Here is a 14,102-nt window from a genome sequence, read left to right as displayed (position 1 = left end):
GTTTCTGTTCCAATAATAATAGATCTATCTACTTTTTTAGCTTCACAGATACTTTGAAAATTTTTCAAAATAGTAATCAGAGAAGAAATCGCGTCGCTTAAGATGTTTCCGTTCGAGTCAAGTTTTCCGAAAATGTCAATTGGTTCTCTATACTTTTCAATTAAAGTGTAAGCATTATCCCGATTCAGTTTTATTTGAATCATTCGTACTGAATCAGCACAGATATGAATAATAGCTATAATTTCCATAAAACTCTCCCTCCGTTTTTATTAGTTCATGGTATTTAATAACAGCTGTTCTCCCAGCTTATAGACATCGCCTGCACCAATTGTGAAGATGATATCATCTTTCTGTAGGATAGGATTCAAGTAATTTTGAAGTTCTATGATATTGTTTAGATGAATTGCATCCTTTCCATGTTCTTTTAGTCGGTTGACCAAATCTTGAGAAGAAACCAAACCGGTATCTGCTTCGCGAGATGCATAAATATCGGTAATAATCACGATGTCTGCATCATAGAATGATGTGGAAAATTCCTCTAACAAGCTTTTGGTTCTTGTGTAAGTATGTGGTTGAAAAATAGCAACCAAGCGATTCGGATTCAAAAATTTTGCAGCGGATAAAGTTGCTTTAATTTCAGATGGATGGTGTGCATAGTCATCATAAACTAGAACATCTCCATATTTTCCTTTGTACTGAAATCTTCTGTCAACACCATGGTATGAAAAAATACCATGTTGGATTTTTTCCAATGGAAGTCCATCTTTATAAGCTGTCAAAATAGCTGCTGTAGCATTCATAATATTGTGTTTTCCCGGAACTTTGATAGAAAATGGTCCTAAGACATCTCCATGTAATTGAATCGAAAAATGACCATTCCCATTTTTATCAAAAGAATCATCTACAATGATAGCATCGTTACTCTTGTCATATCCGAATAAGATACAGTTTGGTAAATCTTTTAGAGCAGTTTTCACATTTTGATCATCTCCGTTTGCAATCGTGTATCCATTGGAAGAAACATTTTGAGAGAACTTTCTAAAGGATTGGATAATGACATCCAAACTGTCAAAGTAATCCAAATGGTCTGCTTCAATATTTAAAATAATGCCGAATTTCGGATATAAATCAAGAAAACTGTCAAAGTATTCACAGGCCTCTGTGATAAAATGTTCACTACTTCCTATTCTGAAATTTCCATTGATTTCTTTTAAATTTCCTCCAACTAAAATAGTAGGATCATATTCAGATTGGGAATAAATGACAGAAAGCATGGAAGTGGTTGTTGTTTTTCCATGTGTTCCAGAAATAGCAATAGAGTTTGCATATTTCTTCATCACAATTCCTAAAAATTCAGATCGGCTGAGCATTTTAAGATTTTGTTTCTTTGCTTCCAACCACTCAGGATTGTCCGGATGAATCGCTGCCGTATATACGACAAGATCAATATCAGGTTTGATATTTTGAGAAGATTGTCCAATATAGATTGTGGCGCCTTTACTCGCTAACTCTGTTGTAAAAAAATTTTCTTGTGAATCAGAACCGGAAACGATATAATCTAAATTAAGGCAAATGTTTGCAAGACCACTCATACTGATTCCGCCAATGCCTATAAAATGAACTTTCATAATCTATTTACAACTCCTTTAGGGAATATATTTTATTGTTTTTAGTTTAATGTTATCGTTTTATTATAACATACCTTGTGTTTTTTTTATATCAATATACTTAATTTATACTTAATTTTTTAGGGATTGTTTGTGTTGGAATTGAGAGATTGACCATAGAATACAAGGAATCATATTTGGTTTTTAAATTCATAGATTTAAATATCAGGAGGAATTCGAGAAATGAAAATAAAGAAGACGGAAAGAATTGGAGCAATCGTAAAAATTTTGTTAGATAATCCAAATAAAATTTTTACATTGGGAAATTTTGCTGATGAATTTCATACAGCAAAATCAACATTGAGTGAAGATATTGTAGTAGTAAAAAATGTATTCCAACGTTTGAATTTGGGAAAAATCATCACAATTTCCGGAGCATCAGGAGGAATGAAATACATTCCATATATGAATTCCGAAAAGATAATGGAAGTGTTGACAGAACTATGTGAAAAAATCTCTAATCCAGAAAGACAATTGGTGGGAGATTTCTTCTATCTGATTGATTTAATTTATAATCCGGTTTACACAAGACAAATAGGAGAAATCTTTGCGTCAATCATTGATTATTCTGAAATTGACTATGTAGTTACGATTGAAACAAAAGGAATTCCAATGGCATTGATGACAGCAAGAGCAATGAATTTACCTCTTGTTATTATTCGGAAAAACATCAAAGTTTCGGAGGGGCCTACTGTAGGAATTAACTATCTTTCAGGAACAAGTGGAACCATTCAAAGCATGTCGTTATCTAGAAAATCCATCAAACCGAATTCGAAAGTTATTTTGATTGATGATTTTATGAGAAAAGGAGGTACTTTAAAAGGAATGGAAGAGCTGATGAAGGAATTTTCTGCTGAAGTTGTTGCCAGAGGAGTTTTTATGGAAGCAAACCCTAACGAAAAGAAAGATATTGATAATTACATTTCTTTGATTCATATACAAAATCAGAAAGAGAAAAAATTAATAGTACCTAATCAGCAAGTGCTTGTCACTTCCAATGAAATGATGAAATAAAACTGCTATCTGTAAGATTTAAATTGCTATAGAATGTAAAAAGCAACCTTGATAATAAATGAAAGGTTGCTTTTTTGTTGAAGCGAATGTTTCAGAATTCACGAAAAAACACTTTAATAAGTTTATTGAAATAATTAAAACAATTTTTTTCTTAAAAAAATATAAATTAAAAAAATATTAAAAAATTAAAGGGATATGAGGAAAATTTGTAGAATAAATATAGTATTCAGAAGAATGAATTATCGTTATTTCTGAAAATTGGACATTTTAGAAAATAGTGTGATTGGAAAAGGAAGTGTTTTTTGTGGAAATTACAGATGTACGAGTGAGAAAATTATCAGAAGAAGGAAGATTACGTAGTATCGTATCTGTTACGTTGGACAACTGTTTTGTTATTCATGACATCAAATTGATTGAAGGAGAAAACGGATTGTTTATCGCGATGCCAAGTAAAAAAATTGCTGATGGATCATTTAGAGACATTGTCCATCCAATTAATGTTCGTATGAGACAGGAATTGCAAGAAGCTGTTTTGGTGGCATATGAAACTGCAAAAAAATCTGCTGAAGAAAGTGAGAATTTACAAGTAGACACCTATGTAGAGCAGGAATCTTCCTTGTAAAAAATATTCTTCGTTTACACAATTGAAAAATTATGTAAAAATAGATAGAAAGGGAGGGTTCCCTTTCTATTGTTTTATAGATAATAAATAGGAAAAGAGGAATAACAGAGATGAAAAAAGAAATTTCAACATCGTTAGCACCGGCTGCGATAGGCCCGTATTCACAAGGGATTGAAACAGACAACATGATTTTTACTTCAGGACAATTACCTATCAATATGCAGACTGGAGAATTGGAAACAGATCCAAAAAAGGCAACACAAGCATCTTTGACTCATATCAAATCTATATTGCAACAAGTGGGATATGATATGACAAATATTGTGAAAGTAACAATCTTTATTGCAGATATGAATCATTTTTCTTCCATCAATGAGACTTATGCAGAATTTTTTGATGGATTAGCACCGGCAAGATCCTGTGTTGAAGTAGCAAGGCTACCAAAAGATGCTATATTAGAAATTGAAGCAATTGCAGTAAAAAACAAATAGAATCGGAAAATATTAGAATAAAGTAAAGACAGGAGGTATTTTCTTCTGTTTTTACTTTATTTTATTTGTAATGGAAGCTTTATATAGTATAATGTAAAAGGGAATTTATTTCTATTTGTAATAAATTTGCTGATGATAAAAATATAATCATGTAGAAGGAAATCTATATTGATATCAGTCAATAGAGTCAAATGAGGGGAGTTTTCTAAGGTATGAAAGGAAAGTTAATTGTAATAGAGGGAACGGACAGTTCCGGAAAGGAAACGCAGTCCAAGCTGTTGTATCAATATTTATTGAACAAAGGAATTCCCTGTCGTATTGTTCATTTTCCAAATTATGATTCCCCGTCATCTTCTTTGGTTAAAATGTATTTGGCAGGAGAATTCGGTACGGAAGCGGATTCGGTAAGTCCTTATGTTGCATCGATTTTTTATGCAGGAGACAGATATGCTTCTTGGAAAACAGACTGGATGCCATTTTACGAACAAGGAGGAGTCATAATTGTTGACAGATATGTGATGTCCAATTTGATTCATCAGGCGTCAAAGTTGAATACAACGGAAGAAAAAAATGGATTTAGAGATTGGTTGTATGATTTGGAATTTCAAATTTTTTCCTTGCCAAAACCTGATATGACCATCTTTTTACATGTAGATATTGACCTGACATTTGCATTGATGGAAGAAAGATTGAACAAGATAACAAGTGAGGAAAAAAAGGATATTCATGAAAAAAATTACAATTACATGAAACGTTCTTATGAAACAGCTTGTTATTTTTCGAAAGAAGAAAAATGGGAAATAGTAGACTGTATGTTAGAAGGTGAAATGAAACCGATTGATGTGATACATGGTGAGATTATTTCGTTGTGTGATAAAGGCGGTTTGATATGATACTAGGATTACCGGAAGAAAAAAGTCTTTTAAGTCATGCATATATGATTGATGGAGATGTCGATACCAGTGTGAAATGTCTACAGGAATATCTTTTGAAACTATTTGGAGTGGAAGATATTTTTCAGAGTATAGATGTCACAGTTTTTGATGGAAGTGAAGTTGGAGTTGATGAGGTGAGGGAGCTGGTAAAAAATACAGTCCTACAGCCTTATGGAAATCAAAAGGTGTATTTGCTTTTGCACGCAGATAAATTGTCTGATTCCGCGCAAAACGCACTTCTCAAAACAATAGAGGAACCGGCAAACAATACAGTGTTTTTTCTTCTTACCAATAATTCTTATAAGTTGTTGCCAACGATATTGTCTCGTACCATAAGACTTTATCACAACAATACGATACAGGAATCTTCAGAAGAAGAAAAGTGGATAGATAGTTTTTTAAATGGAGTGTATGAAAGAGATTTGGTTGTAATGCAACATAACTTGGATGAGATTTCTTCCGAACGGTGGAAAAGTGTTCGATACTTGGAATGCCTGACAGAGAGAATTGCTACCTTGTTGAAAGATACTTATTCTAAGAAGGATAAACATTTTTGTCGTGTGGAGTTACTCGTGTTATTTTCATCTGTTCAAAGAGCATTAAAACTGATAAAGGTGAATACCGGTGTTGCCGGAACATTGGATATCATGATGTTAAATATACTGGAGGGAATAGATTGATAGAAGTAATTGGAATTCGATTCAAAAAGGCCGGAAAAATTTATTACTTTAACCCAAATGGGATAACGGCTGAGTTTGGAGATAAGATTATTGTTGAGACAGTCCGTGGAATTGAAATCGGAATTGTGGAAGTTCCATCGAAGGAATTGAAAGAAGAAAGTTTTGTGATGAAGTTGAAACCGGTTGTGCGCAAGGCGACACAAGATGACTTGGATCAGTATGCAGAAAACAAAAAAAAGGAAAAGGAAGCAGAAGAAATTTTCATTAAAAAATCTGTAAAACATAATCTGGAGATGAATCTGGTGGATACAGAGTATACATTTGATAGAAGCAAGCTGATTTTTTATTTTACTGCAGATGGAAGAATAGACTTTAGAGAACTTGTCAAAGAATTAGCTGCAATCTTTCGTACCCGCATTGAGCTTCGTCAAATTGGTGTAAGAGATGAGGCGAAAACAATGGGTGGGATCGGTTCTTGCGGAAGACCTTTATGTTGTTCCACTTGGCTAGGAGATTTTCAGTCGGTTTCTATTAAGATGGCGAAAGATCAAAACCTTTCTTTGAATCCTACCAAAATTTCCGGAATATGTGGAAGATTGTTCTGCTGTTTGAACTATGAACATCAAGTCTATGAAGGTATTATAAAAGAAATGCCAAATGTGGGCAGTATTGTGCAGACTCCGGATGGAAAAGGAAAAGTGATTGAAACAAAAACCATCCTGGAAGAAGTCAAAGTACAGGTGGAAAATAAAAAAGCTGATACCATAGAAGTAAAAAAATATCCTCTTTCTGAAATTAAAGTTTTGAAAAATTTTAAGAAGAAAGAGAAAAAGAGTGAATTTGATGAGCAGGAATTGAAAAAATTATTGGAAGATTAGTATATGAATGAGAGACAAATATCGTTATTAGAACATGAAAGAGTAGATGATTTAAACCTGAACGGCCTTAAGATTATTCAACAGACAAATGGTTTTTGCTTTGGAATGGATGCTGTATTGTTGTCGAATTTCGTGAGAGTAAAATCGAATTTTATTGGTGCTGATTTGGGAACAGGTACAGGAATTATTCCAATTTTAATTCTTGGAAAAAGCAATATCAAAAAAATATATGCGTTTGAAATACAAGAAGAAGTTGCAGATATGGCACAAAGATCTATGTTGTTGAATCACTTGGAAGACCGGGCAAGTGTTATTTGTTCCGATTTGAAAATGGCGAATCAGTATATTGAAAAATGCAGTTTAGATTTTGTCGTATCGAATCCCCCGTATATGAAGGTGGATGGATTACAGAATCCGAATGAAAAGAAAAAAATATCAAGACATGAAGTAAGGTGCACTTTAAAAGATGTTTTTGTTACAGCAGAAAGTTTACTGAAAGTATCCGGTGTATTCTACATGGTACACCGACCAAACAGGTTGTGTGATATTTTTGAGCTGTGTCGAAAATATCGTTTGGAGCCGAAGGAAATGAGAATGGTTCATCCTTATGTAGAAAAAGCACCAAATTTAGTGTTGTTGAAGATGGTAAAACATGGGAAATCCGATTTAAAATTATTAGAACCGTTGTATGTTTATGATGAGAATAGATTGTTTACAAAAGAGATTGAGATGATTTATTCCAACTTGACGATAGAGGAGAATTGATTTGTTGTATGTTTGTCCAACTCCGATTGGAAATATGGAAGATATTACTTTAAGAGTATTGAATACTTTGAAAAAGGTGAATTATATTGCTTGTGAAGATACAAGACACTCTGCAATACTACTAAACTACTATGATATTCATAAGCCATTAATTAGTCTACACGAACACAATGAAATGGAAAAAAGGGAAGAAATTATCCGATTGCTTGCAGAAGGAAATGAGGTTGCATTGGTATCTGATGCAGGTATGCCTGGAATTCAAGATCCGGGATATTTATTGATTCAGGCAGTGATTGAACAAAATATTCCTTATACTGTTCTACCTGGAGCCAGTGCTGTTATTACTGCTGCGGTAGCCTCCAATTTAGCACAAAAGGAGTTTTTGTTTATCGGATTTTTACCGAGAAAGAAGAGTTTGCAACTTGAGCAATTAGAGAATTTAAAGAATGTCAAATGGCCGATTGTATTCTATGAAGCACCTCATCGGATTGAAGATACTTTGACCAATATTTATCAGGTTTTTGAGAATCGACAAATATCTATCTGTAGAGAAATCAGCAAAAAGTTTGAGGAATATATTCACACAGATCTTGATTCTTTGGATTTTGAGAAAATACAGAGAAGAGGGGAATTTGTCATAGTTGTGCAAGGGTGTTCAGAAATTCAAAAAGAGTACACAGAAGAAGATATTTTGCAGATGTTAAAGGAAGAGATGAATAAGGGTAATTCTAAAAAAGATGCAGTTCGTATTGTGATGACACAAACAAAATTACCTAAAAAAAGTATATATCCATTGTCTTTAGAATTGTAATTCTTTAGGAAATACAACAGGAATGATACGAAAAAACTACGGTGTTTAAAAAGTTTTTTAGATACTGTAGTTTTTTGATGTACCCATTGTATATTAGAAAAATTATTTAGTAAAAATGCAATGAATCCTAAACGTTATATGTTATAATAAAACTACGTATACATTTTTATAAAAAGTATGAAAAGGATGAAACAATGAGATTAGATAAATTTTTGAAGGTATCACGAATTATTAAAAGAAGAACGGTTGCAAAGGATGCGACAAATGGTGGTGTTGTGTTGGTAAATGGGAAAGAATCCAAGGCATCGACAAAAGTGAAGGTTGGAGATGTGTTAGATATTACCTTTGGAGAACGTACAATGTCAGTTCGAATTTTGGAATTAAAAGATACGACAAAAAAAGAGGAAGCATCACAACTATATGAAGTGATTTCGGAGTAGAATGATGAAGATTTACAGAAAAACTGAAACAAAGAGAGAACAAACAACAAACTATTTTTCAAAAAGCAATGTTAAGAAAGACAGTGTAAAGAAAGGGAAGTTTTCTTCTAATATCGTTTCTATTTCAGTGTGTGCCTTTGTAATTATGATAATGATAGGAACGGGGATTAAATTTGTAAATCAAGGTTTGACCTTGATGCGTTTGCAACATCAAAAAGTGGAGTTGGAAAAAAATATTACAGAGGAGAAAAAGACGATTGAAGAGTTGAAAAAAGATCTTCTCAATGCAGAAACGCCTGAATATCTTGAAAAACAAGCAAGAGAACAGTTAAAAATGGTAAAACCGAATGAGAGAGTGTATATCGATTTAGAAAGGAAACAGTAGATGAAAAAATTAGCTTCTATTGATATCGGCACAAATTCAATGCGTTTGTTGATTGCAGAACATGGAGAAAAATTAGAAAATCGAAAAAAATATATTGATATTACAAGAATGGGTCATGGTGTGGATTCTCACGGTTTTATCAATGAGGAAACTATGAATCGTAATTTGGAGGCATTACATCAATTTATAGATTTGGCGAGAAAAGAAAAAGTCGAAGATATCTATGTAATGGGAACGTCTGCATTGAGAGATTCTAAAAACAGAAGTGAGTTTGTCAAAAAAGCGAAAGAATTGACAGGTGTTCATGTTGAGGTCATTGAAGGAAAACAGGAAGCATTACTGGGTTTTTGTGGAGCAATTGCAGGACTTAAGACATCAGGCTATGTCTTGATTGTTGACATCGGTGGTGGTTCTACTGAATTTATGTTAGGGTCGGTAGAAGAGGGCATCTTATTTTCTGAAAGCTTGAATATTGGAGCACTACGTATGACTGAAAAATTTGTGAAGAATGATAAGGTTTCTCTAGAAGAAAGAAATCAAATTTCTGAATTTGTCAACAGAGAGTTGAGTTCTATTATTGAGTTTTTGGAAGTATATCCTATCACACAGTTGATTGGCATTGGTGGAACAATTACCACATATTCTGCGATTGTTCAGAATATGAAAATCTATGATATGAACAAAATTCACAACAGTATTGTGAAGAGAGAACAAGTGAGTCAACTTGTTGCTTTCATGGCAGATCAGACTTTGGAGGAACGTAAGCTGGTAAACGGTCTGCAACCGAAGAGAGCTGATATTATTGTAGCAGGTGGTGTAATATTAGAAACAATCTTGAAAAAGTTGCATCGAGATACTATCACAGTCAGTGAATATGATAATTTGGAAGGTTTAATTTTTCATAATATAAAGTCCGGAAACTAACGTGAGAGTAGTATGTTTTGGAGAGATGATAACGATATAGTGATGAGAAAGAAAAGGTAGGGAGCTTTTTGGATACAACATTGGGAATGCAGATAGTTATTTTAGTTGTGCTGTTGTTTTTTTCAGCATTTTTTTCCATGTCGGAAACAGCGTTGATGTCTATGAGTAAGATTCGGTTGAGACATTTGGTTGAAAATAATGTGAAACATGCAAAGTTAACACAGGATTTGTTAGAACATCCTAATCAATTGTTAGGTACAATATTAGTAGGAAACAACTTAGTTAACATTGGTGCATCAGCAATCGCTACATCTGTAGCAATTTACTTTTGGAATAATAAAGGGGTTGGGATTGCAACTTTTTTGATGACGTTATTAGTATTGATATTCGGAGAAATCACTCCTAAAAATATAGCAATTGATTATACAGAAGAAATTGTACTGTTTATTGCTCCGATTATGAATGTGTTTGTAAAAATATTTTCTCCTATTGTATGGATTTTGACTAATTTTACCAACGGTCTTCTTCATTTATTCGGTATCAACAAACAGGAGAAGAAACCTCTTATTACAGAAGAGGAATTGAAGACGATTGTGGAAGTGTCCAGTCAAGAAGGTGTATTGGAATCAGACGAAAAAGAAATCATTGATAATATTTTTGAATATAGTGATATGCGTGTGAAAGATATTATGATTCAAAGAATGGACATTGTTGCAGTTGATGTTTCAGCAACATATGAAGAAGTGGTTGCAGCTTTTGGAGAAAAGCAGTTCTCTAGAATTCCGGTATATGAGGATACCATTGATAATATTGTTGGAGTTCTTTATGCCAAAGACTTATTCTTTATACCATTTGAAAAGATAAAACAATTTGATATCAAAAAATATATGAGAGAGCCTTTTTACACTTATGAGTTCATTAAGATATCAGATTTCTTCCGTAGAATGCAAGGGGATCGTATCCATATTGCGATTGTGTTGGATGAATATGGAGGAGTTGCGGGAATCATTACCATGGAAGATATCATCGAAAGTATTTTGGGAGATATCAATGATGAGTACGATCCACAAGATGAAGAAGATATTGTTTGTATTAAGGAAGGGGAATATGTTGTAAATGGTTCTGTTCGTTTGGAAGATCTAAATGAAGAAATCGGAACTCATTTTGAATCAGAGGATTTTGAATCCATTGGAGGATTTATTTTAGGAATTTTGGGTAAAATTCCTAAAACAGGAGAAATTATAAATTATGAATCTATTCGATTTGTCATTGAAAAAGTAGACAAGAGTAGAATTATGAAAATAAGAGTATTTTATTAATAATATTTTATGGGAAATTGAGGAGGAACTTTTATGATTACAAGAACAGTTATGACACCGGAGAATCAGTTGATTAAATTATCTCCAAACCAGACTTTGGAAGAAGGGTTAAATATTATCTCAGACAACTCATTTTTGTCTTTGCCTGTTGTTCAAGATAACAAGTTTTTAGGGGTATTACACGCAAAAAACATTTTAGAGGATTTATTTTTGAAAAGAGCTAATGAAGAAGAAGTTAGAGCAATGCTCCAAGATCCTTTGGAAAAGTACATGAGTTTGAACAAGTCGATTGCTTTGGATACGGATTATGTTGAGACAGTTGCTGAGAAATTTTCGGTGAATAACATCAGCTTTGTTCCTATCGTCAATAGAAAGGATGAATTTTTGGGTATTGTTACACAAAAAGCAATCTTTGGACTTGTAGTAAGTGTGTATGGTCTTAAAGATGCTAAAGTAGTCATCCATGCAGATGATTTTGTTGGTGTGTTGAGTAACATCACTCGCATTATCGAAAAGCATGGTGCTAATATTACAAATATCACTCAATATAACACAGATATTATGGGGATTACTGAGATTTCTATCCGTCTGAAAGGGGAACAATTACCTTTATTGGTAGAGAAAATGAAAGAACGTGGAATCAAGGTTCATGAGTTTACTCCACGAGCTCAATAGGTTAAAATTATAATGACTTTTTGTTGAAAAAATGATAATATGAAATTGTTGGTTATTATAAAAAGCATAGAAGGGAAAAGACTATGAGTTTACAAAGCATCATTCTGGCAGCAGGAAAAGGAACTAGAATGAAATCGAAACATCCTAAGGTTATGCATTCTATACTAGATGTTCCTATGATTGATTATGTGTTAAAGAATTGTTGTGCTTTATCAGAGAAAAAACCAATTGTTGTAGTAGGACATGCCGGCGATACCGTACAAGAGTATCTCGCCGGTAGTGCTGATTGTGTTTTTCAGAGAGAACAATTGGGAACAGGGCATGCAGTTATGATGGGGATTGATTTGATTGAAGATGATGACGATGTGCTGATTATATGTGGAGACACTCCGTTGATTACAGATGTCACATTGCAAAAAATGATAGATTTGAAGCAACATAGTGACGCTGTTGTGATGTCTGCCATTGTAGAGAATCCATTTAATTATGGCAGAATCATACGAAATGGCGAGCATTTTTCAAAGATTGTAGAAGAGAAAGATGCGACGGATGAACAAAGAAAGATTTGTGAAATCAATGCCGGAACCTATATTATCTCAGGGAAAATATTAAAAGAACAACTAAGCACATTAAAGACAGAAAACAGTCAAGGTGAATATTATTTAACTGATGTTTTTGAAAATGTTGCAAAGAAGGGAACTGTTTCTTTGTGTATTGCTGATGAAAATGAAATCATTGGAATCAACAACCGACAACAATTGGCACAGGCTAGTCAGATTTTAAAACGTAGAATTAACCGTACTTTGATGGATAATGGAGTGACTATTTTGGATGAAGATACTACATACATCGACCCGTCCGTTGTGATTGGTCAAGATACCATTATTTATCCAAATACCAGAATTTCAGGAAATACAGTGATAGGTGAAGACTGTATCATCCGTGAAAATACGACAATAGAGAATTGTACCATTAGGAACGGTGTAGAAATCAAAAGCTCAACTTTGATAGAAGCTGTTGTGGAAGAATATAGTACAATCGGCCCTTATGCATATCTTAGACCTAATGCACATGTTGGAAAACATGTTAAAATAGGTGATTTTGTTGAGATAAAAAATTCAAAAATTGGGGATTATTCCAAAGCATCTCATCTTGCGTATATTGGAGATGCTGATGTAGGAAAAAATGTCAACATTGGGTGCGGAGTAGTTTTTGTCAATTATGATGGAAAAAACAAACACAGAACTACAGTCGGTGACAATTCCTTTATCGGTTCCAATTCAAATTTAGTGGCACCGGTTGAAATAGGAGACATGTCATTTGTTGCGGCAGGTTCTACCATTACAATTGATGTTCCGGATGATGCACTTTGTGTGGCGAGAAGTAAAGAACGTATTAAAGAAAATTGGACGAGCAGAAAAGGTTTAATCAAAAAGAAATAATTTGTTTTTGGGAGGGGCATTCTAATGAATATTAGAGGAAATGAAATCAAAATTTTTAGTGGAAATTCGAATATTGCATTGGCTCAAAAAATTGCTGATGGATTAGGAGTTCCTTTGGGAGAAGCACAAGTTAACAAGTTTAGTGATGGTGAAATATCCATCAATATCAATGAAAGTGTTCGTGGAGCAGATACTTATATTGTGCAATCTACCTGTGATCCTGTAAATGATAACCTTATGGAACTGTTGATTATGATAGATGCTCTAAAAAGAGCTTCTGCAGGAAGAATCACAGCTGTAATTCCATACTATGGATATGCAAGACAGGATAGAAAAGCAAAATCAAGAGATCCTATCACTGCAAAATTGGTTGCGGATTTAATTGAAGCTGCAGGTGCAGATAGAGTACTGACAATGGATTTACACGCTAATCAAATTCAAGGATACTTTGATATACCGGTAGATCACTTGTTAGGCGGGCCGATTTTAGTAGACTATTTTGCAAAAAAACAAATTGAAAATCTTGTAGTGGTGTCTCCTGACCATGGTAGTGTAAAAAGAGTAAGAGCCGTTGCAGAAAAATTGGATATTCCAATGGCCATTGTAGATAAAAGAAGACCAAAAGCAAATATTTCTGAAGTAATGAATATTATCGGGGATGTAAAAGATAAAAACATTTTATTGATTGATGATATGATTGATACTGCAGGTACATTGGTAAATGCAGCAGAAGCAATTCGTAAAATGGGTGGAAAAGAAATTTATGCTTCTTGCACACACCCTGTATTTTCAGGTCCGGCAATTCAAAGATTAAAAGACTCTTGTATCAAAGAAATTGTAATTTTAGATACGATTGCTTTACCAAAAGAAAAAGAAATGGATAAGATTCGTGTAATTTCTTCGGCACCATTGTTTGCAAAAGCAATATACAAAACATTCAACAATGAATCATTAAGTATTTTATTTGAATCTACTGAGGGATAATAGTAGCCTAGGAAGTATCGAAGTTTTCTTGATAAAGAACGATATTATTTTCAAATAGACTTACTTTGTT

17 protein-coding genes are annotated in these 14,102 nt (G+C 33.5%); 15 read left to right on the top strand and 2 right to left on the bottom strand.

Annotated elements, in window-relative coordinates; translation table 11 throughout:
• Nucleotides 1–248: hypothetical protein (locus ACO5GE_RS06610; RefSeq protein WP_484830129.1), on the bottom strand; the 248-nt coding region annotated here is incomplete at its 3' end.
• A gap of 21 nt (nucleotides 249–269) precedes the next feature.
• On the bottom strand, nucleotides 270–1,628 hold the full coding sequence (gene murC / locus ACO5GE_RS06605) for a UDP-N-acetylmuramate--L-alanine ligase (RefSeq protein ID WP_484830128.1): 1,359 nt from the start codon (nucleotides 1,626–1,628) through the stop codon (nucleotides 270–272).
• 222 nt (nucleotides 1,629–1,850) lie between these two features.
• On the opposite strand from murC, the gene purR reads away from it, so the two are divergent.
• From purR to ACO5GE_RS06530, 15 genes are all read left to right on the top strand, one after another.
• Nucleotides 1,851–2,681 (top strand): pur operon repressor, encoded by an 831-nt coding sequence (purR, locus tag ACO5GE_RS06600; protein ID WP_484830127.1) that lies wholly within the window; start codon nucleotides 1,851–1,853, stop codon nucleotides 2,679–2,681.
• A gap of 304 nt (nucleotides 2,682–2,985) precedes the next feature.
• The gene (gene spoVG, locus ACO5GE_RS06595) at nucleotides 2,986–3,303 is read left to right on the top strand and encodes a septation regulator SpoVG (RefSeq protein ID WP_484830126.1); all 318 of its coding nucleotides are present in this window, start codon (nucleotides 2,986–2,988) and stop codon (nucleotides 3,301–3,303) included.
• A 110-nt stretch (nucleotides 3,304–3,413) separates the two neighbouring features.
• Nucleotides 3,414–3,794 (top strand): RidA family protein, encoded by a 381-nt coding sequence (locus ACO5GE_RS06590; RefSeq protein WP_484830125.1) that lies wholly within the window; start codon nucleotides 3,414–3,416, stop codon nucleotides 3,792–3,794.
• Nucleotides 3,795–4,006: 212 nt separating this feature from the next.
• On the top strand, nucleotides 4,007–4,687 hold the full coding sequence (locus tag ACO5GE_RS06585; RefSeq protein ID WP_484830124.1) for a dTMP kinase: 681 nt from the start codon (nucleotides 4,007–4,009) through the stop codon (nucleotides 4,685–4,687).
• Nucleotides 4,684–5,409: a hypothetical protein gene (locus tag ACO5GE_RS06580; RefSeq protein ID WP_484830123.1), complete on the top strand. Its 726-nt coding sequence runs from the start codon at nucleotides 4,684–4,686 to the stop codon at nucleotides 5,407–5,409. Before ACO5GE_RS06585 ends, ACO5GE_RS06580 begins: the two co-directional genes overlap by 4 nt.
• Entirely contained in the window at nucleotides 5,406–6,287 is an 882-nt protein-coding gene (locus tag ACO5GE_RS06575; protein ID WP_484830122.1) for a PSP1 domain-containing protein, read from the top strand. The genes ACO5GE_RS06580 and ACO5GE_RS06575 overlap by 4 nt, the downstream gene beginning before the upstream one ends.
• A gap of 3 nt (nucleotides 6,288–6,290) precedes the next feature.
• Nucleotides 6,291–7,052 (top strand): tRNA1(Val) (adenine(37)-N6)-methyltransferase, encoded by a 762-nt coding sequence (locus ACO5GE_RS06570; RefSeq protein ID WP_484830121.1) that lies wholly within the window; start codon nucleotides 6,291–6,293, stop codon nucleotides 7,050–7,052.
• Nucleotide 7,053: 1 nt separating this feature from the next.
• On the top strand, nucleotides 7,054–7,863 hold the full coding sequence (gene rsmI / locus ACO5GE_RS06565) for a 16S rRNA (cytidine(1402)-2'-O)-methyltransferase (RefSeq protein WP_484830120.1): 810 nt from the start codon (nucleotides 7,054–7,056) through the stop codon (nucleotides 7,861–7,863).
• 194 nt (nucleotides 7,864–8,057) lie between these two features.
• Nucleotides 8,058–8,303, top strand: coding sequence for an RNA-binding S4 domain-containing protein (locus ACO5GE_RS06560; RefSeq protein WP_484830119.1), 246 nt, complete (start codon nucleotides 8,058–8,060; stop codon nucleotides 8,301–8,303).
• A 4-nt stretch (nucleotides 8,304–8,307) separates the two neighbouring features.
• A complete protein-coding gene (locus ACO5GE_RS06555) occupies nucleotides 8,308–8,688 on the top strand; it encodes an FtsB family cell division protein (RefSeq protein WP_484830118.1) in 381 nt (126 codons plus the stop codon).
• Nucleotides 8,689–9,612 (top strand): Ppx/GppA phosphatase family protein, encoded by a 924-nt coding sequence (locus ACO5GE_RS06550; RefSeq protein WP_484830117.1) that lies wholly within the window; start codon nucleotides 8,689–8,691, stop codon nucleotides 9,610–9,612.
• Nucleotides 9,613–9,698: 86 nt separating this feature from the next.
• Nucleotides 9,699–10,931, top strand: coding sequence for an HlyC/CorC family transporter (locus tag ACO5GE_RS06545; protein WP_484830130.1), 1,233 nt, complete (start codon nucleotides 9,699–9,701; stop codon nucleotides 10,929–10,931).
• Nucleotides 10,932–10,964: 33 nt separating this feature from the next.
• The gene (locus ACO5GE_RS06540) at nucleotides 10,965–11,606 is read left to right on the top strand and encodes a CBS domain-containing protein (protein WP_484830116.1); all 642 of its coding nucleotides are present in this window, start codon (nucleotides 10,965–10,967) and stop codon (nucleotides 11,604–11,606) included.
• Between the two features lie 83 nt (nucleotides 11,607–11,689).
• On the top strand, nucleotides 11,690–13,048 hold the full coding sequence (gene glmU / locus ACO5GE_RS06535; RefSeq protein ID WP_484830115.1) for a bifunctional UDP-N-acetylglucosamine diphosphorylase/glucosamine-1-phosphate N-acetyltransferase GlmU: 1,359 nt from the start codon (nucleotides 11,690–11,692) through the stop codon (nucleotides 13,046–13,048).
• A 24-nt stretch (nucleotides 13,049–13,072) separates the two neighbouring features.
• Complete coding sequence (locus tag ACO5GE_RS06530; RefSeq protein ID WP_484830114.1) at nucleotides 13,073–14,032, top strand: ribose-phosphate diphosphokinase; 960 nt, start codon at nucleotides 13,073–13,075, stop codon at nucleotides 14,030–14,032.
• Nucleotides 14,033–14,102 lie beyond the last annotated feature (70 nt).

Source organism: Filifactor sp., from assembly GCF_057248345.1.
Note: the sequence above shows the minus strand (reverse complement) of the source record. Positions and strands in the feature narration are given on the sequence as shown.